Here is a 26,174-nt window from a genome sequence, read left to right on the forward strand (position 1 = left end):
CAAGATCGCCCGCTTCCACCGGTAACGGGCACACAGGAGCGTGCGGTGTTATCTCGACTCATCCCCCTGATGGTTCTGCTGGGTGTTCTTGGTCTGTGCACGCACGCCGGCGCAGCCCCCTTCACCCTGCAACCCGATAGCAGCGGCCGCACCCTCAACGGCTCCATCGAACTCCTCGAAGACCCCAGCGGCCAACTGACCATCGCCGACATGGCCGACCCGGCGGTGCAAGCGCGCTTCGTGCCGGCCGAGGGGCGTGCTTCGGTGGGGCAGAGCCGCAGCCAGTGGTGGGTGAAGGTGCAACTGGCCCGCGCGCCGGATGCTCCGGCGCAGTGGTGGCTGGAGAACTCGGGCATCACCGTGTACCGGGTGAGCCTGTTCCTGCCGGACGGCCAGGGCGGCTGGCAGGAGCGCGTCACCAGCGAGAGCGTGCCCTTCGCCGAGGGCCGCGACCATGACTACCGGCGCATGGTGTTCCGCCTGCCGCCCATCGACGAGCAAGGGCTGACGTTCTACTTCCGCAGCTACGACCCGGCCGGCAACTCCTTCCCGCTGAAGGTCTGGCAGCTGCAGGACCTGCAGGACCTGCGCGCCACCGAGAACATGGGCTTCGGCATCATCTACGGGGTGATCCTGGCGCTGTTCCTCTACAACCTGTTCATCCTCGTGGCGCTGCGGGACAAGGCCTACTTCTGGTACGTGCTGGCCACCGGCTGCGCGCTGGTGTTCATCCTCAGCATGACCGGCCACGGCTTCCAGTACTTCTGGGGGGACTGGCCGGTGCCGTTCTGGCTGGACCGCATCACCCTGCCCTCGCTGTGGGGCATCTTCGTCATGCGCTTCACCCAGGAGCTGCTCTACACCCGGCGCGGGCTGGTGTGGGCGGATCGTGCGTTCAACACCGGCTGCGTGCTCTATGCCATCGCCATCCTGATCAACGCCTTCGGCTACCGCGCCGAGGGCGCCCTGCTGATCGCCCTGACGCCCATCGTCACGGTGCCCACTGCGCTGGTCAGCGCGGGGGTGCGCTGTTACCAGGGCTTCTTCCCGGCGCGCTTCTACCTGGTGGGCTACGGCACGGTGCTGATCAGCACCGCCGTGCTGGTAATGCGTGCGGCGGGAATCGTGCAGCCCACCAACTTCACGGCCTACATGTTCCCTATCGCGGTGGCGGCCGAGTCCATCCTGTTCTCCTTCGCCCTGGCCTACCGCATCCAGATGCTCAAGCAGGAGAAGGCGGCCGCGCTGGAACTGGCCGACCGCGAGAAGACCGCGCGGCTGGCGCAGATGCAGGCCAGCTCGGACGAGCTGCAGGCGGCGGTGACCCGGCGCACGGCGGAACTGGCGGCGGCCAACCAGCGCCTCAGCGAGCGGGAGCGCGAGCTGGAGCATGCGGCCTTCCACGACAGCCTCACGGACCTGCCCAACCGCCGCCACCTGATCGACCGCGCCGAGCAGGCCCTGGCCAATGCGGGACGCCGCGAGGAGACGGTGGCGCTGATGCTGATCGACCTGGACCACTTCAAGCCGATCAACGACCGCCATGGCCACGACGCCGGAGACGCGATGCTGCGGGCCATCGGCCACCGCCTGCGCGAGCACGTGCGCGGCGGCGACAGCGTGGCGCGGCTGGGCGGGGACGAGTTCGCGGTGCTGATCTGCGGGCCGGATGCCGAACCCCACGCGCGCGAGATCGCCGAGCGCCTGCTGGCGGAGCTGTCCAAGCCGGTGAGCTACGGCCAGCACGAGCTGACGGTGACCATCAGCATCGGCGTGGCGCTCTACCCGAACCACGCCCGGCAGTTCGCCGGCCTGTACAAGACGGCGGACCAGGCGCTCTACCAGGTGAAGGACCGGGGGCGTTCGGGCTTCGCCATCTTCGGCGACAACGGCGAGCTGTCCGGCGAGGCCTGCCTGCGCCTGGACGTGCTGAAGGTGCCCACCGGGCTGACCTGAGCCTGTGTGCCCTCCCCGTCAGCTCAGGTAGCGACGGGGAACGCGGGCGGTGACCTTGGTCAGCAGCTCGTAGCCGATGGTGCCGCAGGCGGCGGCCACTTCATCCACCGGCAATTGCGCCCCCCAGAGTTCCACGGCATCCCCTTCGCGGGCCTCCGGCAGGTCGGTGAGGTCCACCGCGAGCATGTCCATCGACACCCGCCCGGCCAGCGGGACGCGCTGGCCGTGGATCACCACGGGGGTGCCGCTGGGGGCGTGGCGCGGGTAGCCGTCGGCGTAGCCGCAGCTGACGGTACCGATCCGCGAGGGGCGCTGGGCGACCCAGGTGGCGCCGTAGCCAACGCTCTCGCCGGCGGCCACGTCGCGCACGGCGATCAGTTCGGCGGTCAGGCTCATGGCCGGTTTGAGCCCCAGTTCGCGGGCGCTGAGGTCGCTGATGGCACTGGCGCCGTAGAGCATGATGCCGGGGCGGACCCAGTCCATGTGGGCGGCCGGGACGCTGAGCACGGCGGCCGAGTTGGCCAAGCTGCGCTGGTGGAAATCCAGGTCGAGGACGTCGAGGAAGCGCTCCAGTTGCACTTCGGTGAGGCTGTGGCCGCGCTCATCGGCACAGGCGAAGTGGCTGATGAGGTTGAGTTCGGCGATGCGCGCATCGCCCTGCAGGCGGGCATGCCAGGCGCGCAGGCTGTCACCGTCGAAGCCCAGGCGGTGCATGCCGGTGTCGAGCTTGAGCCAGACGTTCAGCGGGCGGCCGATGTCCGACGCCAGCAGGGCGCGGGCCTGGCGCTCGCTCTGGATCACCAGGTCGAGGCCGAGCTGGGCGGCGATCATCACTTCACGCGCTTCGAAGCAGCCTTCCAGCAGCAGGATGCGGGCGCGGTCGTCCAGGGCGCGGACTTCGGCAGCCTCCTCCAGGCAGGCGACGGCGAAACCGTCGGCAACGCCACGCAGCACGCTCACCACTTCGCGCACGCCGTGGCCGTAGGCGTTGGCCTTGACCACCGCGAACACCTGGCGTCCGGGCGCGCAGCGCTGGGCGACGGCGAGGTTGTGGCGGATGGCGGAGAGGTCGACGGCGGCGATCAGCGGGCGCATGGGCGTGGCTCATGAACGAAAACGGGCGCCCATGATACCTGCAGGGCGCCCGTGTTCATTGATCCACGACGGATGTTGCGAGCCGGTCTACTCGTCTTCGAAGTTGTAGCTGCCGGGGGCGAGGTTCTCGAAGCGCGAGTACTTGCCGAGGAAGGCCAGGCGCACGGTGCCGATGGGGCCGTTACGCTGCTTGCCGATGATGATCTCGGCGACGCCCTTGTACTCGGTCTCGGGGTGATACACCTCGTCGCGGTACACGAACATGATGATGTCGGCGTCCTGCTCGATGGCCCCGGATTCGCGGAGGTCGGAGTTGACCGGGCGTTTGTTGGGGCGCTGTTCCAGGGAGCGGTTGAGCTGGGACAGGGCGATCACCGGGCAGTTGAATTCCTTGGCCAGGGCCTTGAGCGAGCGGGAGATCTCGGAGATCTCGTTCACCCGGCTGTCGCCGCTGGAGCCGGGGATCTGCATGAGCTGCAGGTAGTCGACCATGATCAGGCCGATCTCGCCGTGCTCGCGGGCCAGGCGGCGGGTACGGGCGCGCATTTCCGAGGGGGAGATGCCGGCGGTGTCGTCGATGAACAGCTTGCGGTCGTTGAGCAGGTTCACCGCGGAGGTGAGCCGCGGCCAGTCGTCGTCGTCCAGCCGGCCGGCACGGACCTTGGTCTGGTCGATGCGGCCGAGGGAGGCGAGCATACGGATCACGATGGATTCCGAGGGCATCTCCAGGGAGTACACCAGGATCGCCTTGTCGCTGCGCATCAGGGCGTTCTCCACCAGGTTCATGGCGAAGGTGGTCTTACCCATGGAGGGACGGCCGGCGACGATGATCAGATCCGCCGGCTGCAGGCCGCTGGTCTGCTGGTCGAGGTCGTCGAAGCCGGTGGTCAGGCCGGTGATGGCATCGCCGTTGTTGAACAGTTCGTCGATGCGGTCGATGGCCCTGACCAGGATGTCGTTGATGCCTACCGGGCCGCCGGTCTTGGGACGGGCTTCGGCGATCTCGAAGATCTTGCGCTCGGCCTCGTCGAGGATCTCCTCGCCGGTACGGCCCTGGGGGGCGTAGGCGCTGTCGGCGATCTCGTTGCTGATGCCGATCAGCTGCCGCAGGGTGGCGCGCTCGCGGATGATCTGCGCGTAGGCCTTGATGTTGGCCACCGAGGGGGTGTTCTTGGCCAGTTCGCCGAGGTACGCCAGGCCACCGACCTGGGACAGCTGCCCTTCCTTGTCCAGTTGCTCGGACAGGGTGACGACGTCGAAGGGCATGTTGCGCTCGGCGAGCTTGAAGATGGAGCGGAAGATCAGTCGGTGGTCGTGGCGGTAGAAGTCGCCATCGGACACCTGGTCCAGCACCCGCTCCCAGGCGTTGTTGTCCAGCATGAGGCCACCCAGAACCGCCTGCTCGGCCTCGATGGAGTGCGGCGGCACCTTGAGGGCTGAGGTTTCCAGGTCGAACTGCTCGGGAATGCTGATCTCGTTCATGGGCTCGGAATGGAAGGGGGTAGAAAGACAACGGGCACGTCACCGCTTGCGCAATGACGTGCCCGATTGTTGAGCCGGCCGCACCGGAGTGCAAGCCTGCTCCGCCTGGATGGCCCTCAAGCGAGGACCCACCGGGCGCGTCGCTTAGGCGGCTACGACGATCAGCTTGACCGCGGCTTCGACGTCGGTGTGCAGGTGCACGGCCACGTCGTATTCGCCGGTCTGGCGGATGGTGCCGTTCGGCAGGCGGACTTCGGCCTTGGCAACCGGAACGCCAGCGGCGGTCAGGGCGTCAGCGATGTCGTGGGTACCGATGGAACCGAACAGCTTGCCTTCGTCACCAGCGGTGGCAGTGATGGTCACTTCCAGCTCGGACAGTTGGGCAGCGCGGGCTTCGGCAGAAGCCTTCTTGTCGGCAGCCAGTTTTTCCAGTTCAGCGCGGCGGGCTTCGAACGCAGCAACGTTCTCGGCGGTAGCAGCGGTGGCCTTGCCCTGCGGCAGCAGGTAGTTACGGCCGTAACCGGACTTTACGTTCACCTTGTCGCCCAGGTTGCCCAGGTTGGCGATTTTTTCCAGCAGGATGACTTCCATTTGGCATTAACCTCTTAACTTTTAACCTTCACCGTTCGCGGGGCCGGCGCCGTTCTTGCGCGCAAGGCGGCCGCGAAAATCAAACAGGCTGTCGATCACAGCCAACAGACAGATCAAGTTCCCGAGCATCAGCACGGCGGCGTACAACACCACCAGCCAACCGCCCGACAGCTGTTTCTGGGCGATCAGGCCATGCCCCAATGCGATACCGGCGACCAGCAGCGGCACGCTGCACAGCGGGCCGAACATCGCCGCCTCGGGCGACAGTTGCGGTGCCAGCATGGCACCCAGCAACAGCAACACCGCGACGACGGGCGACAGGCGCAGACTCCGGAATTCGCGGCCGAAACCGCCCGGGTTGTACAGCGCCGCCTGCCAGTAACGCGCAAGCACCAGGCAGAGCAGGCTGGTCATCTGCAGCGAGGAGGCCATCACTCCGGTAAGGAGCGGCAACATCATCGCCTGCAACGCGTCGGCCTCTTCGCCCGACGCGGGACTGCCACTCTTGAACTGCGCCATGACCTTGGAAATCTCGGTCGAGAGGGCGCTGATCAATTCGCCATGGGTATGGCCCAGCACCAGGGCGAACACCACCCCGATCACCAGGCTGCCCAGCAGTACATGGTTCCAGGAGGTGGTGGCGCGCAGGATCTGCGCCAGCACCAGCGTCCCGAGCAGGACCAGAAGGGTGCTCGGTTCGCCCAGGTACCACCAGCAGAACGCCGGCAGGACCGCCCAGGCCAGGATGCCGAAGGCATCGCTGAAGCCGCGCCGCAGCAGCACGAGGCCACCTGCGGCCGCACTCAGCCAGAACAACAGTGGAACAGCGGCGGAACCGGCTACGGCCAGTGTCGCCTGCATGCGGCCCCGCATGGTGAATTCAGCCAGTGCGCGCATGCGATCTATCTCTCAGCTTGCCGGCAGTCCGGGATCAACGGCCGTGGCTGTCGGTGTAGGGCAGCAGGGCCAGGTAGCGGGCGCGCTTGATAGCGGTGGCCAGCTGACGCTGGTACTTGGCCTTGGTACCGGTGATACGGCTGGGAACGATCTTGCCGGTTTCGGAGATGTAGGCCTTCAGGGTGTTGAGATCCTTGAAGTCGATCTCTTTCACGCCTTCAGCGGTGAAACGGCAGAACTTACGACGACGGAAGAAACGTGCCATGAACTTGGCTCCTCAATAAGGTCCGGGGATTACTCGTCAGCGTTGTCGCTGTCGTTGTCGCTGTCATCGCCTTCAGCGGCGCTTTCAGTCTCAACGCGCTCACGACGCTCACGGCGCTCGTTGCGGTTTTCCTCGGCCTTGAGCATCTCGGACTGGCCGGTAACGGCTTCATCGCGACGGATGACCAGGTTGCGCAGGACGGCGTCGTTGTAGCGGAAGTTGTCTTCCAGCTCGGCCAGGGCCTTGCCGCTGCACTCGACGTTCAGCATCACGTAGTGAGCCTTGTGAACGTTGTTGATGGCGTAGGCCAGTTGACGACGGCCCCAATCTTCCAGACGGTGGATCTTGCCGCCGTCTTCTTCGATCAGCTTGGTGTAGCGCTCGACCATGCCACCAACCTGCTCGCTCTGGTCCGGGTGAACCAGGAAGATGATTTCGTAATGACGCATAAATGCTCCTTACGGGTTGTAGCCTGCCAACATCGTGGTCAGGCAAGGAGTGAATGTTTCGTTTTGGCTTGCTGGACATCGGGCGTACGAACGCCTGCCGTCGCGGCAAGGGGCGCCATTCTAGAGAAGGGCGCAGGGCCACGCAAGAAAAACTGGTGAATATTTGAACAACCGCGAAGGGCGCGCCGGGACGGCCGAAGTGGCACGCCCCGGCGCGGTTTGCTAGCGGCCGCTGGCGGCGGAAGGCTTGCCGGCGGTGCGCTGGCGTACGGCCTCGAACAGGCAGATGCCGGTGGCGACGGAGACGTTGAGGCTGCTGACGCTGCCGCCCATGGGGAGCTTGACGAGGTAGTCGCAATGCTCGCGAGTCAGGCGGCGCATACCCTTGCCTTCGGCCCCCATGATCAGCACGGTGGGGCCGGTGAGGTCCTGCTGGTAGATGACCTGCTCGGCCTCGCCGGCAGTGCCGACCGTCCACAGGCCCTTCTTCTGCAGTTTCTCCAGGGTGCGGGCCAGGTTGGTGACGGCCACCAGGGGCACCACCTCCGCTGCACCGCAGGCGACCTTGCGCACCGTAGCGTTGAGGGTGGCGGACTTGTCCTTCGGAACGATGACCGCCTGCACGCCGGCGGCATCGGCGGTGCGCAGGCAGGCGCCGAGGTTGTGCGGATCGGTGACGCCGTCCAGTACCAGCAGCAAGGGCGGGCCCTCGCTGCGCTCCAGCAGTTCGTCGAGCATGTTCTCGCCCCACACCTGGCTGGGGCTGACTTCGGCGACGACGCCCTGGTGGACACCCTCGGCCCATTCGTCCAGCTCGCGCCGGTCCTTGTTGCCGACCGGTACGCGGGCCTGCCCGGCCAGGCCCAGCAGGACCTGGATGCGCGGGTCCTGCCGGCTCTCGGCCAGCCACAACTGCTTCACGCGCTTGGGGTGGTGACGCAACAACGCTTCCACGGCGTGCACGCCGTAGACCTTTTCCAACTCACTCATGACTTGACCTTGTTCTTGCCGCTACCGGCGGCCTTGGGCTTGGGCGGCCCCTTGCGATGCTTGCCTGGCTTGCTCGCCTTGGCGGCGGGCTTGGCCTTCTTCGACTTGTCACCCCCCGCCTTGGCAGGCCTGGCCTTGCCGGCCGGGTCCTGGCCGTCGGCGCCGAAGGGCGCGGCGCGGGACGAACCCTTGCCGGCCTTGCCCTTGCCTTCGCGCGGTTTCTCGCCGCCCTGCCGGGCCTCGCTGAGCAACGCCTGCTTCAGGGCGCGACTGCGCTTGACGTCGGTGTTACCAAGCATTTCCTCGGCCTGGGCGAGGATTTCGGGCGCCACCGGCGGCAGCGCCTGGACCTTGCCAGCCTTGGCACGACGGGGTGCCACGGCGACGCCGGGAGCCATCTGCTCGGGCTGAGGCGCTCGCGCGGCCTTCTTCGCCTGGGCAGAGGGCTTGCTTCCGCGGCTGCGGGTCTTGGCCCCCTTGGCGGTACGAGGCTCAGCAACCGGCGCGGCCTTGTCGGCCCCGCGTTTCTTGCGGCCGACCGGCGCGGTCAGCACGTTCTCGGACAGCTCGAAGTCGATCTTGCGCTCGTCCAGGTCGACCCGGGCGATGACCACTTCCACCTGATCCCCCAGGCGGAAGCTGCGGCCGCTGCGCTCACCGGCGAGGCGGTGATGGATCGCGTCGAAGTGGTAGTAGTCGCCAGGCAGGGCGGTGACGTGCACCAGGCCTTCCACATAGATGTCGGTGAGTTCGACGAACAGACCGAAGCCGGTGACGGCGGAGATGACGCCGGGGAAGGTCTCGCCCACCCGCTCGCGCATGTACTCGCACTTCAGCCAGTTGGTGACATCGCGGGTGGCTTCGTCGGCACGGCGCTCGGTCATGGAGCACTGCTCGCCAAGGCGCTCGAGAGCCGCTTCGTCGTAAGGGTAGATGCGCGCCTTGGGCATGGCGGCGGCGCCGGCACGACGGACGTGCTCGGTTTCGCGCTTGGAGCGGATCACGCTGCGGATGGCACGATGCACCAGCAGGTCCGGGTAGCGACGGATCGGCGAGGTGAAGTGGGTGTAGGCGTCGTAGTTGAGGCCGAAGTGGCCCTGGTTGTCGGCGCTGTACACCGCTTGGCTGAGGGAGCGCAGCATGACCGTCTGGATCAGGTGGTAGTCCGGACGATCACGGATGGTTTCCAGCAGCGCCTGGTAGTCGCTCGGCGTCGGTTCGCCCTTGCCTTTATTGAGGGTCAGGCCCAGTTCGCCGAGGAACAGGCGCAGCTTCTCCAGGCGCTCGGCCGGCGGGCCGTCGTGCACACGGTAGAGCGAGGGAATGTCATGGTCCTGCATGAAACGCGCGGTGGCGACGTTCGCGCAGAGCATGCATTCCTCGATCAGCTTGTGGGCATCATTGCGCTGGGTCGGGCGGATCTCGGCGATCTTGCGATCAGCGCCGAAGACGATGCGCGTCTCCTGGGTTTCGAAGTCGATGGCGCCACGCTTGTGGCGTGCGGCCAGGAGCACCTTGTAGAGCTTGTAGAGCTGCTGCAGGTGCGGGACCAGGTGCGGCATCTGCTCGGCGAGTTGCTGCCCTTCCGGGGAGTCGGGCGTCTCCAGCAACTGGCTGACCTTGGTGTAGGTGAGCCGTGCATGGGAGTGGATGACGGCTTCGTAGAACTCGTAGCCGGTCATCTTGCCAGCCCGGGACAGGGTGACCTCGCAGACAATGGCCAGCCGGTCGACCTGGGGGTTCAGCGAACAGAGGCCGTTGGAGAGGACCTCCGGCAGCATCGGCACGACCTTCTCGGGGAAGTAGACGGAGTTGCCGCGCTTGGCCGCTTCTTCATCCAGTGCCGAACCGACTTTCACATAGTGGGAAACGTCGGCGATGGCGACGAACAGACGCCAGCCGCCGCCCTTGCGAGCCTCGGCATAGACCGCATCGTCGAAGTCGCGGGCGTCCTCGCCGTCGATGGTGACCAGGGGCAGGTCGCGCAGGTCGACGCGCTTCTGCTTGTCCTTCTCGGCCACTTCGGGCTTGAGCTTGGCGGCCTCCTTCTCGACGGCCTCGGGCCACTCGTGGGGGATGTCGTAGCTGCGCAGGGCGACTTCGATCTCCATGCCGGGCGCCATGTAGTCGCCCAGTACGCCCACCACTTCACCCTGGGCCAGGCGGAAGGCGCTCGGCCATTGCTCGATGCGCACCTGGACGAACTGGCCGTGGCGTGCACCGCCCCGCTTGTCGGGGGCCACCAGCACTTCCTGCTGGATCTTGGGATTGTCAGCGACCACGCGGCCGATGCCGCTCTCTTCGAAGAAGCGGCCCACCAGGGTCTCGTGGGCGCGCTCGATGACTTCCACCAGCGCACCTTCGCGGCGGCCACGGCGGTCGTGGCCGGAAACGCGCGCGAGGGCGCGGTCGCCGTCGAACACGAGGCGCATCTGGGCGGGGCTGAGGAAGAGGTCGTCGCTGCCGTCGTCGGGGATCAGGAAGCCGAAGCCGTCCCGGTGGCCGCTGATGCGGCCGCGTATGAGGTCGAGCTTGTCCACCGGTGCATAGGCGCCACGGCGCGTATAGATAAGCTGGCCATCACGTTCCATGGCACGCAGCCGGCGCCGCAGGGCTTCCAGCTCGTCGTCCGTGGTCAGGCCGAACTCTTCCACCAGCTGCTCGCGGCTGGCGGGCGCGCCACGTTCGTCGAGGCGCTGCAGGATGAGTTCACGGCTGGGAATGGGGTTGTCGTATTTTTCCGCTTCGCGTGCGGCCTCGGGATCGAGGTTTTGCCAATCGGCCATCAGTTGGGAATCACCTTTTCATTCATAGGTCGGCTTGTCATGTAGCTATTGAAGCGCGAAATCCAATCGTCGGTCAGCTTTCGCCAGAGAATAATTTTTTTCGGGGTCAGGGGTTTACAAGCAAAAACCCGAACCGTATAGTTCGCGCCCACAACGTTGCTGACGTTGTAGTGTGAAGACGGTGAGCAATCATCGCACGCAGTGCCCAGGTGGCGGAATTGGTAGACGCACTAGGTTCAGGTCCTAGCGGTGGCAACACCGTGGAAGTTCGAGTCTTCTCCTGGGCACCACTCTTCAGAAACACGGCAATGCGCCGGGTTTCAACATAGGGACGCAGCACTCCCTGTCGACTCGGTCGATCAAGTGCAGCAAAAGTCGATGAGCGATCATCGCAATGTGCCCAGGTGGCGGAATTGGTAGACGCACTAGGTTCAGGTCCTAGCGGTGGCAACACCGTGGAAGTTCGAGTCTTCTCCTGGGCACCACTCTTCAAGACAAAGCCGAGCAATGCTCGGCTTTGTGCTTTCTGGCATTCCCTCATCACGCCTTGAACTGCCCGAGACTGGACTTGAGCTGAGCCGCCAGGCCATCCAGCACGCGCCCGCTGCTGGCCGTGGCCGCGACAGCCTCGGCTGCAAGGCGCGCCTCGGCGTGGATGACATCGACCCGCCCGCGTACCGCCCCCGCTCCCTCGGCCTGATGCTCAGCCGCGCGCGCCGCAGTCCGTACCGCCTCGTGCACACCTTCGACCGCCTGCTGGACGCTCTGCTGCAGGCGCTCGCTGTCCCGCAGGGCGTCGATCCCTTCGGCGGCCCGCGCACGGGCCTGGGAGATGGCAGCCACCGCCTCCTGCGCACCTTTCTGCAGCGCACCGATATGAGCCTGGATGTCACCGGTGGATTGCTGGGTCTTGCTGGCCAGCGCCCGGACCTCATCGGCGACCACGGCGAATCCGCGACCGCTTTCCCCTGCGCGCGCCGCCTCGATTGCAGCGTTGAGCGCGAGCAGGTTGGTCTGCTCGGCAATACCGTGGATCACCGAAAGCACGACTTCGATCTGCTCGCTTTGCCGCGCCAGGCGCTCGATGACTTCGGAACCGTTCTGGACCCGCTCCTCCAGGGTTTCGATCAGTCCACCTACCTTGCGGGCGATCGCTGCACTGTCCTGGGTGGCTTGGCGAATCTCGCCGACCTGCTGGAGCGCGGTCTGCATGGCATGGCTCTCGGCCTGGGCCTCGGCCGCCATCTGGCCCAGAGCCTCCAGGCTGCCGGCGACTTCGTTGCGCTGCCGATCAGCGGCAGCCTCGGCCGCCCGGCTGCGTTCCGCCAGGGAGCGGATCTCCGAACCGGTGCGCACCGCCACCTCGCCCGCTTCACGGACGATCGGCTGGAGCTTGTCGATGAAGCGGTTAACCGCACCCGCCATCTCCCCCACCTCGTCACGGCTGTCGATCTGCACGCGCCGGGTCAGGTCGCCCTCGCCTGCCGCCAGGTCATTCAACGCGGATATGAGCAGGCGCAGGCGATTGACCACGCGATGCCCCAGCACCACCGCCAGGACCAGCAGCACGCCAAGGCCGACCAGCACGAGCGCCAGACCGATGCGCCAGCGCAACTCGTGGGCAGCGCCCTCAACGGTGTTCTGGGCACCGGTGCTCATGCTGCTGGCTGCATCCTGGGCAGACTTCAAGCGCGCCGTGAGTACGGCCGTGCTACCGGTAGCCGCCCCCGCGAGACTCTGCGCCACGAGGTCGCCGCTGCTGGCGATGAGAGCACTGAAGCGGCTGTCCAGGGCTTTCAACTGGGTTTCGACGGAGGCGGTGGAAACGCCGAGGCGCACCTTGCCGATCTCTACTCCGTTGGGACTGATGGAGGCCTCCACCAGGTAGACAGAGGGGTCGTGGGCCGCTGCATCCAGGACCTTGTCCAGCGCGCGCTCACCCTGACCTTTGTCCAGCAGAGCCTTGATGACTTCGTTCTCGCGATTGAGGTAGCGGGTCAGGTGCTGGCCCTGGGCATCGTCGTAGATCACGAACAGCACATTGGGGTTGCGCTGGGCGCGCCGAGCGAATTCGGAAAGGGTGGGGATATCACTGTCCCACATGGCGCGGGGCGCGACGGCCGCCAGCAGTTGGGCCAGGTCGTTGGCAGACGCTTTCAGGCTCTGTTCGAGAGATTCGCGCAGCTGCCCCTGCTCGGCCTTCAACCGCTCGGAAAGGGAGGCGCTCAGACGCTCACGGGTCTGGGTGGAGAGACTGGAAAGACTTCCCGACACCTCCTGCCCCGCCTGGGCCAGCTCTCCGGACAGGCGCTGGGTGTCATCCCCCAGGCGCTTGCCAAGGTCCGTGACCAAGGCATCGACCGTGCCCCGAGTCAGTGCAACAGCCACCACCACCTGCACCAGCAGGGCGATTCCGAGGGCGATGAATACAGGCCGCAACAGGCGGCTCTGCAGGAGGGAAAGGATGGCGGACACGACGATTACTCCTCAACGACCGTTCTGGGTTAACGGCGACTTCCGGGATTTATATAGGTCCTCAGCAAGGGGCATGCCGCAAATATTTGAAGCCCGGCCCATGGAGTGTGGCTGCGACGGGGCGGACGCGCGGAGGGGAAGGAGAAGGGGTCGACGAACGGTCGCTGTCTCGCAAAGAAAAAGGGCCGCATCAGCGGCCCTTCTTCGTTCATCGCACTCAGGCGTAGGGATGGCGCAGGACGATGGTCTCGTTGCGATCCGGGCCAGTGGAGATGATGTCGATGGGCGCCCCCACCAGCTCTTCCACGCGCTTGATGTAGGCACGGGCGTTGGCGGGCAGCTCTTCGAGGGATTTGGCCCCGACGGTGGACTCGGTCCAGCCCGGCATTTCCTCATACAGCGGCTGCAGACCGATGTAGCTGTCGGCGTCGGTCGGCGCGTCGTCCAGCAGGTTGCCGTTCTGATCCTTGTAGCCGGTGCAGATGCGGATGGTTTCGAGGCCATCCAGCACATCCAGCTTGGTCAGGCACAGGCCGGAAATGCTGTTGATCTCGATGGCGCGGCGCAGGATGACGGCGTCGAACCAGCCACAACGACGGGCACGACCGGTGGTGGAACCGAACTCGTGGCCACGCTTGGCCAGGTATGCACCGGTGTCGTCGAACAGCTCGGTGGGGAACGGGCCGGAGCCGACACGGGTGGTGTAGGCCTTGGTGATACCGAGAATGTAGTCCAGGTACAGCGGGCCGAAGCCGGAGCCGGTGGCGGTACCGCCAGCGGTGGTGCTGGAGCTGGTCACGTAGGGGTAGGTGCCGTGGTCGATGTCCAGCAGGGAGCCCTGGGCGCCCTCGAACATGATGTAGGCGCCCTGCTTGCGCAATTCGTGCAGGCGGGCGGCGACGTCGGTGATCATCGGCTTCAGCAGCTCGGCATAGCCCAGGGCTTCGTCGAGGGTCTTCTGGAAGTCGACGGCCGGCTCCTTGTAGTAGTTCTGCAGGACGAAGTTGTGGTAGTCCAGCAGCTCACCCAACTTGGCGGCGAAACGCTCGCGGTGGAACAGGTCGCCGATCCGCAGGCCACGGCGAGCAACCTTGTCTTCGTAAGCAGGGCCGATGCCACGACCGGTGGTGCCGATCTTGGCGTCACCACGCGCCTTCTCGCGCGCCTGGTCGAGGGCCACGTGGTACGGGAGGATCAGGGTGCAGGAGGGGCTGATGCGCAGGCGCTCGCGAACCGGTACGCCTTTCTCCTCAAGCTTGGTGATCTCGCGCATCAGCGCGTCCGGCGCCACAACCACGCCGTTGCCGATCATGCACTGCACGTTCTCGCGCAGGATGCCGGACGGAATCAGGTGCAGGACGGTCTTCTCGCCATCGATCACCAGGGTGTGACCTGCGTTGTGGCCGCCCTGGTAGCGCACGACAGCTGCAGCCTGGTCGGTCAGCAGGTCGACGATCTTGCCTTTGCCCTCATCACCCCACTGGGTGCCCAGGACCACGACATTCTTACCCATAACACTTGTCCTCTTCGGAAGCTCGATGCCGGCGCGCGCCGGCGGGAAAACCTTAAACCAGGGGCGCAACCTGCCAGCGCCCATCCTGCAGGATCAGCTGGCGATCGCATGCCACTTCCTGCGCACTGCCCACATCCTGGCCCGGCAGCGCCTGAACGACACGCTGGCCTTCGCCACGCAGGCGCTTGATTGCCTGCCAGAGGTAGACGTCATGGACATCCGGTGCCCAGATTCCGGCGGGCGCATCATCCAGCTGCATGCGCCCCAGGGTCACCAGGGTCTTCAGATCGGTGGAGAAGCCCGTTGCGGGGCGCGCACGCCCGAAGTCGGCGCCGATGTCGTCGTAGCGGCCACCCTGGGCGATGGACTGCCCTTCACCCGGTACGAATGCCGCGAAGACCACGCCCGTGTGGTAGTGGTAGCCACGCAGCTCACCCAGGTCGAAGTACAGCGGAAGCTCCGGATAACGCAGCTCCAGCTCATCCGCGATAGCGACGAGCTCATCGAGCGCGACATGGACCTCTTCGGGTGCATCCACCAGGACGCCCTGGGCAAGCTCAAGAACCTGGCGATCACCGCAGAGCTCGGCGAGGGAGCGAAGCATCCCGGCCAGGTGCGCAGGGAGGCCTTCGGTCAGCTCGGCCACCTCATCGACCGCCTTGCGTTGCAGGGCGTCGAAAAGACGCTGCTCAGCTTCGCCGGACAACTCGGCAGCACGGGCAAGACCACGGTAGATACCGACATGACCAAGGTCCATGTGCACGTCCGGCACATCGGCCAGCTCGAGCATCTCCAGCATCAGGCTGATGACTTCGACATCGCTGGCCGGGCTGGCATCGCCATACAGCTCGGCACCCAGCTGGATCGGGCTGCGGGAGGTGGAAAGTGCGCGCGGCTTGGCATGCAGGACACTGCCCGCATAGCACAGTCGGTTGGGCCCTTCGCGACGCAGGGTATGGGCGTCCAGGCGCGCAACCTGGGGCGTGATGTCGGCGCGGAAGCCCATCTGCCGTCCCGATTGCGGGTCCGTGACCTTGAACGTACGCAATTCAAGATCCTGCCCGGCGCCCGTGAGCAGGGATTCGAGAAATTCGATGTGCGGGGTTACCACGAAGTCGTAGCCCCAGCGCTGGAACAGGTCCAGTACCTGGCGGCGGGCTGCCTCGATGCGCGCCGCGTCGGGCGGCAGTACTTCTTCGATTCCGTCTGGCAGCAGCCAGCGATCTACCGTTGCCATTTCGCCACTCCCCTCTTAGCCGGGCGGCAAGCCTTCAGTGAAGCAGATACAGGAGGCCGGTCCCCAGCAACATGCTGGCGAGGCCCATGAGGCGGAGATGGCGATCCTTCAGACTCGCCAACCCAAGCACCGCGGCGCGCCAACGGCGCGGATAGAGGAAGGGCAGGATGCCTTCCAGCACCAGCACAAAACAGATCGCTATGCCGATTTCCTGCCACATGATTCCCGCGGACGCAAAAAAGCCGGGAATTCCCGGCTGGCCCATCATAACACGTTTTCCCGGAGGGTCACCCCGGCGGTCAGGTTCGTCCGCCGGGGTGCATCCTCACTTGACCTTGTTCAGGAACTGGAAGAACTCGCTGTGCGGGTCCAGCACCATCACATCGCTCTTCTTGGCGAAGCTCTCGCGGTAAGCCTGCAGGCTCCGGTAGAAGGAATAGAACTCCGGGTCCTGGCTGTAGGCCTTGGCATAGATGGCAGCCGCCTGGGCATCACCATCACCGCGAAGCTCTTCGGACTCCCGGTAGGCTTCGGCCAGCAGTACACGGCGCTGACGGTCGGCATCCGCGCGGATACCTTCTGCCAACTCGCTACCCTTGGCGCGATGCTCACGCGCCTCCCGTTCGCGCTCGGTACTCATGCGCTCGAAAACGCTGCGGTTCACCTCGCGAGGCAGGTCGATGGCCTTCACGCGAACGTCCACGACCTCGATACCCAACTCCTTGCTGGCCATGGTGTTCAGCGAACGCGTGATATCGGCCATCAGGCCATCGCGCTCACCGGACACCACTTCATGCAGGGTGCGCTTGCCAAACTGGTCGCGCAGGCCGGCCTCGAGACGACGGGAGAGTCGCTCGTCCGCAATCTGCTTGAGGCCGGATGTGGCGGTGTAGAAGCGCTCGGCATCGGAGACCCGCCACTTGGCATAGGCATCCACCATCACCGCCTTCTTCTCCTGGGTCAGGAAACGCTGGGTGGGTGAATCCAAGGTCAGCAGGCGCGCATCGAACTTACGCACCTGGTTGACGTAGGGGATCTTCACGTGAAGGCCGGGCTGGACATCTGCCTCGACGATACGGCCGAACTGGAGGAGAACCGCTCGTTCGGTCTGGGCCACGATGTAGAAGCTGCTCCAGGCTACCAGCCCGAGCACGACAACCCCGATCAGGGCGATCAGCGACTTGTTACCCATCAGCGACTCTCCCTAGAACGCAGATCGCGCTGCTGCAGATCGGTGGTGACGCGCGAACCCAGGTCGCTGGCCGCGCCGCTCGAGGTGGCCGGCGCCGGTATTGCCGCACTGGCACCACCGCGGTTGTCGATCATCTTGTCCAGCGGCAGATACAGCAGGTTGTTCTGCCCCTTGTCACCCGTTACCAGGACCTTGCTGGTGTTGCTGAAGACTTCCTGCATGGTGTCGAGGTACAGGCGCTGGCGCGTGACATCGGGCGCCTTGCGGTATTCAGCCACTAGTTTGGTGAAGCGATCAGCCTCACCCTTGGCACGGGAGATGACCTCTTCACGGTAACCGTTGGCCTCTTCGATGATGCGCTGGGCCTGACCACGGGCTTCAGGGATCACGCCATTGGCGTAGGCCTCTGCCTGGTTCTTGGCGCGCTGTTCATCTTCACGGGCACGGATCACGTCATCGAATGCTTCCTGCACCTCACGGGGCGCGGCCGCACTCTGGACGTTGACCTGGGTGACGGTGATGCCGGTGCCATAGGTGTCGAGGAAGCGCTGCAGGCGCTCCTTGATCTCACTGGCCATCAGCTCACGGCCTTCGGTCAGCACCTGGTCCATCTCGGTCGAGCCCACCACATGACGGAGGGCGCTCTCGGTGGCGTGCTGCAAGCTCACTTCAGGCTGATCGACGTTCAGCACGAACTTCTGCAGGTCACTGATCTTGTACTGCACAGTGAGCGGCACTTCGACGATGTTCTCGTCCTCGGTGAGCATCTGCCCCTGCTTGCTGTAGGCTCGCTCGCGGGTGACGTTCTCCTGGAACTTGCGATCGATCGGCGGGAAATAGATGTTCAGGCCAGGCCCAACGGTCTCGTAGTACTTGCCGAAGCGAAGTACCACCGCCTGCTCCTGTTCATCGACCACGTACACCGCGCTGTAGAGCCAGCCCAGTACAAGGATGAACAGGGCAATACCCAACAAACCGAAGCCACCGCCACGGTTTTCATCGCCGCCTCGTTTCTTGCCGCCCCCGAACAGGCCATTAAGGCTGTCCTGCAGCTTGCGGAAGGCTTCGTCCAGATCCGGCGGTCCCTTGCGGTCACCGCCACGGCGGCCACCCCAGGGATCCTGATTGTTCGAGTTGCCACCCGGCTCGTTCCAAGCCATAGCGCTCTCCATACTGATAAAGCAAAGACGCGCCCAAGGCACGTCCGCCAATGCTACCGAAAGCCCGCTATCTGCGGCAAAAAGCCATTCCGCGGCCTTATTGCAAAGTGTGTTGCTCGATGAACGCCTGGGGTTGCCAGCCTTCGCGACTGACAAGCCGGTTCAGCTCGACACGCGGCAACCTGACTGCCAGCAATGTATCGCCAGCCTCGTCGTGCTGCTCGCTCTGCACGGCCCCCAATGCGAAGAACTGTGCCCGCAGGCGCCCCAAACGCTGCGGTAGCTTCAGGGTCCCTACGAAGAGGTCCTCCCCCAACAACTCGGCAATCGCTTGCTCAAGCAGCTCAAGCCCTTTGCCCTCGCGGGCAGACAACCAGACACGCTCAGGCTTGCCATGCTCGTCTCGCTGGATTTGCGGTTCCATGGATTCCAGCAGGTCGATCTTGTTGTAGACCTCCAGCATCGGCAATCCATCGGCACCGATCTCCCCCAGTACCGCCAGCACTTGTTCGATCTGCGCCATCCGCTCAGGCTCATGAGCATCGATAACGTGCAGCAGCAGGTCGGAGTTGCTGGACTCCTCAAGGGTAGCCCGGAAAGCCTCGACGAGCTTGTGCGGAAGATGGCGGATAAAACCCACGGTATCTGCCAGCACGATCGGCCCCAGATCTGCCAGTTCGAGCCGGCGCAGCGTGGGATCCAGCGTGGCGAAAAGTTGGTCTGCCGCATAGACCTCGGACGTGGTCAGGGCATTGAAAAGCGTGGATTTACCCGCGTTGGTATACCCCACGAGTGACACAGAAGGGATATCCGCTCGCCTGCGGCCACGTCGGGCCTGCTCACGCTGGCTGCGAACCTTTTCGAGGCGCTGCTTGATCTGGCGGATGCGCACGCGCAGGAGGCGGCGGTCCGTTTCCAGCTGGGTCTCACCGGGACCACGCAGGCCAATACCGCCCTTCTGGCGCTCCAGGTGGGTCCAGCCGCGAACCAGGCGGGTACTCATGTGTTCGAGCTGCGCGAGCTCCACCTGCAGCTTGCCTTCATGGGTCCTGGCGCGCTGGGCGAAGATATCGAGGATCAGACCGGTGCGGTCCAGCACCCGGCACTCGAAGGCGCGCTCGAGGTTGCGCTCCTGGCTGGGTGTGAGGGTGTGATTGAAGATGACAAGCTCAGCCTGCTCAGCCTTGACCAGATCGTGAAGCTCCTCGACCTTGCCGCTGCCGATCAGGTATTTGGCGGTCGGCTGGTGACGGGAAACAGAGATGAAGGCCACCGTATCCGCACCAGCCGATCGAGCCAGTTCCTGGAATTCCTGCGGGTCTTCTCGCGCCTCAGGATCATGGCCTTCCAAATGAACAAGGACGGCACGTTCACCACCACCTGGGCGTTCGAAAAACAAAGCAGACTCCTATCAGGCGTTACCGGGCTCAGGCTGCTCTTGTTCGCTGGCGCTGGGCAGGCGGACGGGGCGGCTCGGTACAACGGTGGAAATGGCGTGTTTGTAGACCATCTGGCTGACGGTGTTCTTCAGCAGGATCACGAACTGGTCGAAGGATTCGATCTGGCCCTGCAGCTTGATGCCGTTGACCAAGTAGATGGAAACCGGTACGCGTTCCTTACGCAAGGTATTCAGGTAAGGGTCTTGTAGCGAATGCCCTTTTGACATATGCCGCACTCCTGTAGGGATCTAATTCGTATGAGTTGTCAAATGACGAGAAAGTTGGCCGCCCTACCCCCAAGGATAGACGGTAACTGGCGAGGTCTTAGCCCAATATGGAGACCGACTCCAGGTATTTCAAGGCGCGCGGCAGATTGTCGCAAGCCAGGCTGTCGAGCCAGTGCAAATCGGCCCAACTGCGTAACCAGGTGAACTGTCGCTTGGCCAACTGGCGCGTGGCAATGATGCCTCGCTCCTCCATTTCGGCCCGGGTCAGGTTGCCCTCGAGGTATTCCCATACCTGGCGGTAACCCACAGCCCTTATAGACGGCAATCCTGCGTGCAAGTCACGTCTTTCGCGCAGGTTTTCGACCTCTTGGACAAACCCCTGTTCCAGCATCAGACGAAATCGTTGCGCAATTCGTGCATGCAAAACCTGGCGATCCGCAGGAGCAATCGCCAGCTGCGCGACAGTATAAGGCAAATGCCCCGCCCCAGCGGGGCCGGCGTCGTGATTTTGCGACGCCTGTCGACGCCGCAGCTCACTCATGGAAACACCGCCAGAGAGGTACACCTCCAGCGCCCGGGTCAGGCGCTGGGGATCATTGGGATGGATGCGCGCAGCCGACTCGGGATCGACAGCTGCCAGCTCCTGATGCAAGACCTCCCATCCCTCCCGCGCAGCACGGCCTTCCAGCTCAGCCCGTATGGCCGGATCCGCGCTGGGCATGTCCGCCAACCCCTCCAGCAACGCCTTGTAGTAGAGCATCGTGCCGCCAACCAGCAACGGTATGCGGCCCCGGGCGGTGGCATCCGCCATGGCGGCCAGCGCATCCGCGCGAAAATCCGCAGCTGAATAGGCGTCGGCAGGATCGAGGATATCGATCAATTGATGCGGGTAGGCTTCCAGCGTGGCGCGATCCGGCTTGGCGGTGCCGATATCCATGCCGCGATACACCAGGGCGGAATCAACGCTGATCAACTCGCAGGGCAGCGCCTGGGCCAACTCGATGGCCAGATCGGTCTTCCCCGCAGCAGTCGGCCCCATCAGGAAGATGGCAGGCGGCAAACGCTCCCCCATCTCAACGGCCCCGCAGGAAGAGCTTGTCGAGGTCGTCCATGCCCAACTGGGTCCAGGTGGGGCGCCCGTGGTTGCACTGGCCGCTGCGCTCGGTCTGCTCCATGTCGCGGAGCAGGCCATTCATCTCCGGCACGGTCAGCCGGCGATTGGCACGCACCGCGCCATGGCAGGCCATGGTCGCCAGCAGCTCGTTCAGGTGCGCCTGAATGCGGTCGCTGGTCCCGTATTCGAGCAGATCCGACAGCACATCCCGCACCAGTTGGGAAGCTTCGGCCTGCTTCAGCAATGCCGGTGTCTGGCGGATCGCCAGGGTCTCCGGCCCCAGTCGCTGCAGCTCGAAGCCAAGCCGCTGGAACCAGGCCGCGTGCTCTTCGGCGCAGTCTGCTTCGCGCTGGCTCACCGCCAGGGATTCCGGCACCAGCAACGGCTGTCCTTTGAGGCCCTCGCTGGCCATGGCGATCTTCAGGCGCTCATAGGTGATGCGCTCGTGAGCCGCATGCATGTCGACCAGCACAAGCCCCTGTGCGTTTTCCGCAAGGATGTAGATGCCCTTGAGCTGTGCCAGCGCATAGCCCAGCGGCGGAATATCGCCCTGGCTTTGCGGCAGGCTCACGGGCGCCGAATCCGGCAACGGCGCGAAATACTCGCGGTAAGCCGCCTGGGCCTCGGCCGTCCCTACAGGGCCGGCAGGCCGAGACGGCAGCGCATAACCGCCAGACGAGGCTGTCGGTCGCCAGGCAGGCTCGGCCACAGGGCGTTCCAGCACATTGGCGGCCAGGCTCATCTCGCCCTGGGGACCGAACTCGCCCGCTTCCAGCCCGGTAGGGCGAACCATGGGCGCGACCGCCGCAGGCGCGGCGAGCTGGTCTTCGGGACGCACCTCGCCCAGGGCGCGATGCAAGGTTCCGTAGAGAAAGTCATGGACGGTGCGCCCCTCGCGGAAACGCACCTCGTGCTTGGTGGGGTGCACGTTCACGTCCACCGCCGCAGGGTCCAGCTCCAGAAACAGCACGAAGGTCGGATGGCGACCGTTGTACAGCACATCGCGATACGCCTGGCGCACCGCATGCACCACCAGCTTGTCCCGCACCATCCGACCGTTCACGTAGAAATACTGCAGGTCCGCCTGGCTGCGGGAGAACGTAGGCAGCCCCACCCAACCCCACAGGTGCAGACCGTTGCGCTCCACCTGGATGGGCAGCGCCTGCTCCAGGAAAGCCGAGCCGCACACACTGGCAACGCGCCGCGCGCGGGAAATCTCGTCACGGGCCTCGTGCAGCGCGAATACCGTTTTGCCGTTGTGGCGAAGGTGGAAGGCCACATCGAACCGCGCCAGGGCGAGACGCCGGATGACCTCCTGCAGATGCTCGAACTCGGTCTTCTCGGCCCGCAGGAACTTGCGCCGCGCCGGCGTGTTGAAGAACAGGTCGCGCACCTCCACCGAGGTTCCCACCGGGTGGGCGGCAGGCTGAACGCGCGCCTCCATGTCACGCCCTTCGGTCTCCACCTGCCAGGCCTGGTCGGCATCCGCCGTGCGCGAGGTCATGGTCAGCCGTGCCACGGAGCTTATGGAAGCCAGCGCTTCGCCCCGGAACCCCAGGCTCATGACCCGCTCCAGATCATCCAGATCACGGATCTTGCTGGTGGCGTGGCGCGCCAGGGCCAGGGGAAGGTCATCGGAGGGGATGCCGCAACCGTCATCACGGACCCGCAGCAGCTTCACACCGCCCTGTTCGACCTCCACGTCGATCCGACGCGCCCCCGCATCAAGGCTGTTTTCCAGCAACTCCTTGATTACCGAAGCCGGGCGCTCGACCACCTCGCCGGCGGCGATCTGGTTGGCCAGGCGCGGGCTGAGCAGGTGGATGCGGCGCAACTCTGCCATGTCGCTCATGGCTGGGCCGCCAGAGCCGTGGTGGCCGGAATGCTCAGGGTCTGGCCGACCTTGATGGTGTCGCTCTTCAAACCGTTGGCGTTGCGCAACGCCACCAGGCTGACCTGGTAGCGCTGGGCAATGAGCGCGAGGCTCTCGCCGGACGCGACGATGTGCTCACGCGGACCGGCGGCGATCTTGCCCGCATCACGCAGCGAGGCAATGTAGGTTCCCGGCGGCGGGTTCTGCACGAAGAACTGCTTGATGCCGCTCTGGATGGAGCGCGCCAGCGCCTGCTGGTGCCCGGCGGAGGCCAGCTTCTGGGATTCCTGGTGGTTGGAGATGAAACCGGTCTCCACCAGGATCGACGGGATGTCCGGGGACTTCAGCACCATGAAGCCCGCCTGCTCGACCCGGCGCTTGTGCAACGGCGTGACGCGCCCGATGTTGGTCAGCACCTTGTGCCCCACGTTCAGGCTGGAGGACAGCGTGGCCGTCATCGACAGGTCCAGCAGCACGCCGGCCAGCATGCGGTCCTTGTCATCCAGGCTGACGCTGCCCACACCGCCAATGAGGTCGGAACGGTTTTCGTTGTCTGCCAGCCAGCGGGCCGTCTCGGACGTGGCGCCCCGGTCGGACAAGGCAAAGACAGAGGCACCGAACGCGCTGCGGCTCGGCGCCGCATCGGCGTGGATAGAGACGAACAGGTCGGCGCCCTTCTTGCGGGCGATCTCGGTGCGCTTGCGCAGCGGAATGAAGTAATCGCCGGTACGCACCAGCTCGGCGCGGAAGCCCCGCTCCTGGTTGATCTGGCGCTGCAACTCCTTGGCGATGGCCAGCGTCACGTCCTTCTCATGCTGCCCCTTGGGCCCGAGGGCGCCCGGGTCCTCGCCGCCGTGGCCGGCGTCGATGGCGACGATGATGTCGCGCTTGCCACCGGAAACCGGCGGCAGCTTGCCGGTGGACGGCTGAGTGGGGGAAACCGGCGGCTGCGGCGTGCTGGGCGCCGTCGCTACCTGCGGGGCGCTGGCCTCTTCGGCGGCAGAGGGCTGGTCGTACAGGTCGACCACCAGGCGATTGCCATACTGCTGGTTGGGCGCCAGGGTGAAGCTCTTGGGCGTGACGCCGGGCGCCACGTCGATCACCACCCGCAGGTCGGTCGGCGAGCGCTGGGCCGAGCGGACGCTCTTGATCGGCGTGTTGGCGATGGACAGCTTGTCCAGCTGAGTGCCCAACTGGGCGCCATTGATGTCGATGACGATGCGATCCGGCGCGGTCAGCGTGAACACGCTGTGCTGCACCGGGCCGGACAGGTCGAAGACCAGGCGGGTGTTGTCGGGAGCACGCCAGAGCCGCACACTGCGGACCTCGGTGGCAGCCAGGATATTGGTGGCAAAGGCTGCCAGCAGCAGACCGATCCCGGCAAACAGTGCGCGCGAGCGCATACTCCACCCCATACTCGTCTTCATTCTCCCGTGGCCAAGGCGGCACACCAGGCTTCGCCGCGCGCGGTATGCGGCGAGAAATGCAGCGAGCGGCCGCCTGCATGGGCGCTAATGGTAATGTCAAGGTCCGCCTTTGGCAAAACGCCCTGACCCCGCTCGGGCCACTCGATCAGGCACAACGCATCGCCCTCGAAATAGTCGCGGATACCGAGGAATTCCAGCTCCTCGGGGTCGACCAGGCGGTACAGGTCGAAGTGATAGACCGCGACCCCATCGATCTCATAGGGCTCCACCAGGGTGAAGGTCGGGCTCTTGACCGCACCGGCATGCCCAAGTCCCCGCAGCAAGCCGCGCGAAAGGGTCGTCTTGCCCGCGCCCAGGTCGCCATGAAGGTAGATCACCCCCCGCCCACCGCTGACATGCCCCAACCGGGCCCCAAGGGCGGTCATGGCGTCTTCTCCCTGGGCGAACAGCTTCAGCTCAGGCACGGCGAATACTCCTCGATCAACTGACGAATGGTAGGTATCAGGTCGCTGGCCGCCAGGCCGCGTCCTTTGAGCCCCTGGTGCTCCCCGGCTACGGCATGCAGCCAGGTGGCCAGGGCAGCGGCCTCGAAGGGTGACAGGTGCTGTGCCAGCAAGGCGCCAACCAGCCCCGCCAGCACATCCCCGAGCCCGGCGGTGGCCATGGCCGGATGCCCCCGGTCACAGAGCGCCAAGCGGCCATCGGGCGAGGCCACCAGGCTGCCAGCCCCCTTGAGCACCACCACAGCACTGTAACGCCGGGCCAACGCCAAGGCAGCGGCGGGTCGATCAGCCTGAACCTGGCCGACCTCCACACCCAGCAGGCGCGCCGCCTCGCCGGGGTGGGGCGTGATCACGCAATCGGGCGGCAATTGAACAGCACCCGCAGCCAGCAGATTCAGTGCGTCGGCATCCCAGACCTGGGGCAATACAGCGGCCGACAAAACGCTCAGCAAGGCCCGCCCCCAGGGCCCCTGCCCGAGCCCCGGCCCCACCACCAGCACATCGGCACGTTCCACAAGCGGCCGCAGCGTACCCGTCGACTCGACGGCCACGCTCATCACTTCAGGCACCCGCGCCAGGGCAGCGGCCAAGTGTTCGCCCCGGGTCGCCAGGGAGACCATCCCCGCCCCGCTGCGCAAAGCACTCTCGGCACTGAGCAACGCTGCGCCGCCGGTACCAAGCTCGCCGCCCACGACCAGCACCTGCCCGTAGCGCCCCTTGTGAGCTGTGCGCGGCCTCGGCAGCAGGGATGGGAGGCCGCCGAGCGCCAGCCTGCGGGCCAGGACCGGATGAGCGGCGACCACTTCCGGATCCGCCTTGAGGTCATCGAAAACCAACGCCCCCACATGATCAGGAGCCTGGCCGGTAAACAGGCCGAGCTTGAGGCCGATGAACGTCACCGTCATCGTCGCGACAACCGCCACCCCAAGCACCTGGCCGGTGTCCGCACTGAGTCCCGAGGGAATATCAACGGCCAGCACCGGCAGGCCGCTGCCATTGATCTGGCGGATGGCTACGTCATAAGGCGCGCGCACCGGTCCGGAGAGGCCAGTGCCGAGCAACGCATCCACCAGCACGCCGCGCAGGGGCTCCTCGGCGTGCCAGGCAATGATCGGAACACCTGCTGCCTGGGCCTCATCCCGGGCCAGCGCCGCATCACCCGCCAGCGCTTGGGGCTCCCCAACCGCCAGGACGCGCACCTGCCAACCTGCGCGAGCCGCCAAGGCCGCCAGCAGGTAGCCATCCCCGGCGTTGTTGCCGCGACCGGCCAGCACCGTCACTTCGCCAGCCTCTTGCCAACGGCGACGCAGGGCCCGCCAGGCGGCATGGGCAGCCCGCTGCATCAGTTCGAAGCCGGGGGTACCCGCGGCGATCAGGCGGGCATCGAGTGCGCGCACCTGCTCGGCGGAATAAAGCGACAGCGGCAGATCATCGACAGGATCGGACATGCGATTCGGTAGTTCAGGCAGGGGTCTGGCAGAATTATACGCACCTCGCCACTGT

Annotated in this window: 22 protein-coding genes and 2 tRNA genes; 3 read left to right on the forward strand and 21 right to left on the reverse strand. The window is 65.4% G+C overall.

The window, feature by feature from the left end; translation table 11 throughout:
• The first annotated feature begins 69 nt into the window (after positions 1–69).
• Positions 70–1,956: a diguanylate cyclase domain-containing protein gene (locus PotMrB4_RS25355; RefSeq protein ID WP_172435153.1), complete on the forward strand. Its 1,887-nt coding sequence runs from the start codon at positions 70–72 to the stop codon at positions 1,954–1,956.
• 18 nt (positions 1,957–1,974) lie between these two features.
• On the opposite strand, the gene alr is transcribed toward PotMrB4_RS25355, so the two are convergent.
• From alr to rnr, 8 genes are all read right to left on the reverse strand, one after another.
• On the reverse strand, positions 1,975–3,051 hold the full coding sequence (gene alr / locus PotMrB4_RS25360) for an alanine racemase (protein WP_172434779.1): 1,077 nt from the start codon (positions 3,049–3,051) through the stop codon (positions 1,975–1,977).
• A gap of 87 nt (positions 3,052–3,138) precedes the next feature.
• A complete protein-coding gene (dnaB, locus tag PotMrB4_RS25365) occupies positions 3,139–4,533 on the reverse strand; it encodes a replicative DNA helicase (protein ID WP_044401194.1) in 1,395 nt (464 codons plus the stop codon).
• A 144-nt stretch (positions 4,534–4,677) separates the two neighbouring features.
• Positions 4,678–5,124, reverse strand: coding sequence for a 50S ribosomal protein L9 (gene rplI / locus PotMrB4_RS25370; protein ID WP_044401193.1), 447 nt, complete (start codon positions 5,122–5,124; stop codon positions 4,678–4,680).
• Positions 5,125–5,145: 21 nt separating this feature from the next.
• Positions 5,146–6,021 carry a hypothetical protein gene (locus PotMrB4_RS25375; RefSeq protein ID WP_044401192.1) on the reverse strand — a complete coding sequence of 292 codons (876 nt, stop codon included), beginning with the start codon at positions 6,019–6,021 and terminating at the stop codon, positions 5,146–5,148.
• A gap of 34 nt (positions 6,022–6,055) precedes the next feature.
• Positions 6,056–6,286: a 30S ribosomal protein S18 gene (gene rpsR, locus PotMrB4_RS25380; RefSeq protein ID WP_003452992.1), complete on the reverse strand. Its 231-nt coding sequence runs from the start codon at positions 6,284–6,286 to the stop codon at positions 6,056–6,058.
• A gap of 29 nt (positions 6,287–6,315) precedes the next feature.
• Positions 6,316–6,735 (reverse strand): 30S ribosomal protein S6, encoded by a 420-nt coding sequence (rpsF, locus tag PotMrB4_RS25385; protein ID WP_044401190.1) that lies wholly within the window; start codon positions 6,733–6,735, stop codon positions 6,316–6,318.
• A 222-nt stretch (positions 6,736–6,957) separates the two neighbouring features.
• Positions 6,958–7,725 (reverse strand): 23S rRNA (guanosine(2251)-2'-O)-methyltransferase RlmB, encoded by a 768-nt coding sequence (gene rlmB / locus PotMrB4_RS25390; RefSeq protein ID WP_160482301.1) that lies wholly within the window; start codon positions 7,723–7,725, stop codon positions 6,958–6,960.
• Positions 7,722–10,511, reverse strand: coding sequence for a ribonuclease R (gene rnr, locus PotMrB4_RS25395; protein ID WP_172434780.1), 2,790 nt, complete (start codon positions 10,509–10,511; stop codon positions 7,722–7,724). Before rnr ends, rlmB begins: the two co-directional genes overlap by 4 nt.
• 203 nt (positions 10,512–10,714) lie before the next feature.
• Here rnr and PotMrB4_RS25400 point away from each other — a divergent pair.
• Both PotMrB4_RS25400 and PotMrB4_RS25405 read left to right on the forward strand, forming a co-directional pair.
• Positions 10,715–10,801: transfer RNA gene (locus PotMrB4_RS25400), tRNA-Leu, on the forward strand.
• Positions 10,802–10,909: 108 nt separating this feature from the next.
• A tRNA-Leu gene (locus PotMrB4_RS25405) sits at positions 10,910–10,996 on the forward strand.
• Positions 10,997–11,051: 55 nt separating this feature from the next.
• Here PotMrB4_RS25405 and PotMrB4_RS25410 read toward each other — a convergent pair.
• The 13 genes from PotMrB4_RS25410 to PotMrB4_RS25470 form a co-directional block, all read right to left on the reverse strand.
• Positions 11,052–12,986: a methyl-accepting chemotaxis protein gene (locus PotMrB4_RS25410; protein ID WP_172434781.1), complete on the reverse strand. Its 1,935-nt coding sequence runs from the start codon at positions 12,984–12,986 to the stop codon at positions 11,052–11,054.
• A 217-nt stretch (positions 12,987–13,203) separates the two neighbouring features.
• Positions 13,204–14,499, reverse strand: coding sequence for an adenylosuccinate synthase (locus tag PotMrB4_RS25415; RefSeq protein ID WP_044401184.1), 1,296 nt, complete (start codon positions 14,497–14,499; stop codon positions 13,204–13,206).
• Positions 14,500–14,551: 52 nt separating this feature from the next.
• Positions 14,552–15,736, reverse strand: a complete 1,185-nt coding sequence (locus tag PotMrB4_RS25420) for an ATP phosphoribosyltransferase regulatory subunit (protein ID WP_044401182.1) — start codon at positions 15,734–15,736, stop codon at positions 14,552–14,554.
• A gap of 34 nt (positions 15,737–15,770) precedes the next feature.
• A complete protein-coding gene (locus PotMrB4_RS25425; protein WP_044401399.1) occupies positions 15,771–15,956 on the reverse strand; it encodes a DUF2065 domain-containing protein in 186 nt (61 codons plus the stop codon).
• Between the two features lie 105 nt (positions 15,957–16,061).
• Positions 16,062–16,928, reverse strand: a complete 867-nt coding sequence (gene hflC, locus PotMrB4_RS25430; RefSeq protein WP_172434782.1) for a protease modulator HflC — start codon at positions 16,926–16,928, stop codon at positions 16,062–16,064.
• Positions 16,928–18,088 (reverse strand): FtsH protease activity modulator HflK, encoded by a 1,161-nt coding sequence (gene hflK / locus PotMrB4_RS25435; RefSeq protein WP_107329348.1) that lies wholly within the window; start codon positions 18,086–18,088, stop codon positions 16,928–16,930. Before hflK ends, hflC begins: the two co-directional genes overlap by 1 nt.
• Before the next feature lie 97 nt (positions 18,089–18,185).
• Positions 18,186–19,487 carry a ribosome rescue GTPase HflX gene (gene hflX, locus PotMrB4_RS25440; RefSeq protein ID WP_172434783.1) on the reverse strand — a complete coding sequence of 434 codons (1,302 nt, stop codon included), beginning with the start codon at positions 19,485–19,487 and terminating at the stop codon, positions 18,186–18,188.
• Positions 19,488–19,499: 12 nt separating this feature from the next.
• Positions 19,500–19,754, reverse strand: coding sequence for an RNA chaperone Hfq (gene hfq / locus PotMrB4_RS25445; RefSeq protein WP_003453015.1), 255 nt, complete (start codon positions 19,752–19,754; stop codon positions 19,500–19,502).
• Between the two features lie 97 nt (positions 19,755–19,851).
• Positions 19,852–20,826 carry a tRNA (adenosine(37)-N6)-dimethylallyltransferase MiaA gene (gene miaA / locus PotMrB4_RS25450; protein WP_172434784.1) on the reverse strand — a complete coding sequence of 325 codons (975 nt, stop codon included), beginning with the start codon at positions 20,824–20,826 and terminating at the stop codon, positions 19,852–19,854.
• Position 20,827: 1 nt separating this feature from the next.
• Entirely contained in the window at positions 20,828–22,711 is a 1,884-nt protein-coding gene (gene mutL / locus PotMrB4_RS25455) for a DNA mismatch repair endonuclease MutL (protein WP_172435154.1), read from the reverse strand.
• Between the two features lie 5 nt (positions 22,712–22,716).
• Positions 22,717–24,156, reverse strand: coding sequence for an N-acetylmuramoyl-L-alanine amidase (locus PotMrB4_RS25460; protein ID WP_142013936.1), 1,440 nt, complete (start codon positions 24,154–24,156; stop codon positions 22,717–22,719).
• A gap of 8 nt (positions 24,157–24,164) precedes the next feature.
• Positions 24,165–24,632: a tRNA (adenosine(37)-N6)-threonylcarbamoyltransferase complex ATPase subunit type 1 TsaE gene (tsaE, locus tag PotMrB4_RS25465; protein WP_074970538.1), complete on the reverse strand. Its 468-nt coding sequence runs from the start codon at positions 24,630–24,632 to the stop codon at positions 24,165–24,167.
• Positions 24,620–26,119, reverse strand: a complete 1,500-nt coding sequence (locus PotMrB4_RS25470) for an NAD(P)H-hydrate dehydratase (protein ID WP_172434785.1) — start codon at positions 26,117–26,119, stop codon at positions 24,620–24,622. Before PotMrB4_RS25470 ends, tsaE begins: the two co-directional genes overlap by 13 nt.
• Positions 26,120–26,174 lie beyond the last annotated feature (55 nt).

It is taken from the genome of Metapseudomonas otitidis, from assembly GCF_011397855.1.
GTDB lineage: Bacteria > Pseudomonadota > Gammaproteobacteria > Pseudomonadales > Pseudomonadaceae > Metapseudomonas > Metapseudomonas otitidis.

Bases quoted from the DNA above. Each gene is read 5' to 3' on its own strand.
- hflC (WP_172434782.1), bottom strand. From the start codon at position 16,928: ATGGGTAACAAGTCGCTGATCGCCCTGATCGGGGTTGTCGTGCTCGGG.
- rpsF (WP_044401190.1), bottom strand. From the start codon at position 6,735: ATGCGTCATTACGAAATCATCTTCCTGGTTCACCCGGACCAGAGCGAG.
- PotMrB4_RS25355 (WP_172435153.1), top strand. From the start codon at position 70: ATGGTTCTGCTGGGTGTTCTTGGTCTGTGCACGCACGCCGGCGCAGCC.
- PotMrB4_RS25470 (WP_172434785.1), bottom strand. From the start codon at position 26,119: ATGTCCGATCCTGTCGATGATCTGCCGCTGTCGCTTTATTCCGCCGAG.
- PotMrB4_RS25415 (WP_044401184.1), bottom strand. From the start codon at position 14,499: ATGGGTAAGAATGTCGTGGTCCTGGGCACCCAGTGGGGTGATGAGGGC.
- rnr (WP_172434780.1), bottom strand. From the start codon at position 10,511: ATGGCCGATTGGCAAAACCTCGATCCCGAGGCCGCACGCGAAGCGGAA.
- rpsR (WP_003452992.1), bottom strand. From the start codon at position 6,286: ATGGCACGTTTCTTCCGTCGTCGTAAGTTCTGCCGTTTCACCGCTGAA.
- PotMrB4_RS25460 (WP_142013936.1), bottom strand. From the start codon at position 24,156: ATGGGGTGGAGTATGCGCTCGCGCGCACTGTTTGCCGGGATCGGTCTG.
- alr (WP_172434779.1), bottom strand. From the start codon at position 3,051: ATGCGCCCGCTGATCGCCGCCGTCGACCTCTCCGCCATCCGCCACAAC.
- PotMrB4_RS25425 (WP_044401399.1), bottom strand. From the start codon at position 15,956: ATGTGGCAGGAAATCGGCATAGCGATCTGTTTTGTGCTGGTGCTGGAA.
- hfq (WP_003453015.1), bottom strand. From the start codon at position 19,754: ATGTCAAAAGGGCATTCGCTACAAGACCCTTACCTGAATACCTTGCGT.
- rplI (WP_044401193.1), bottom strand. From the start codon at position 5,124: ATGGAAGTCATCCTGCTGGAAAAAATCGCCAACCTGGGCAACCTGGGC.
- PotMrB4_RS25375 (WP_044401192.1), bottom strand. From the start codon at position 6,021: ATGCGCGCACTGGCTGAATTCACCATGCGGGGCCGCATGCAGGCGACA.
- hflK (WP_107329348.1), bottom strand. From the start codon at position 18,088: ATGGCTTGGAACGAGCCGGGTGGCAACTCGAACAATCAGGATCCCTGG.
- rlmB (WP_160482301.1), bottom strand. From the start codon at position 7,725: ATGAGTGAGTTGGAAAAGGTCTACGGCGTGCACGCCGTGGAAGCGTTG.
- PotMrB4_RS25420 (WP_044401182.1), bottom strand. From the start codon at position 15,736: ATGGCAACGGTAGATCGCTGGCTGCTGCCAGACGGAATCGAAGAAGTA.
- mutL (WP_172435154.1), bottom strand. From the start codon at position 22,711: ATGGCAGAGTTGCGCCGCATCCACCTGCTCAGCCCGCGCCTGGCCAAC.
- miaA (WP_172434784.1), bottom strand. From the start codon at position 20,826: ATGGGGGAGCGTTTGCCGCCTGCCATCTTCCTGATGGGGCCGACTGCT.
- dnaB (WP_044401194.1), bottom strand. From the start codon at position 4,533: ATGAACGAGATCAGCATTCCCGAGCAGTTCGACCTGGAAACCTCAGCC.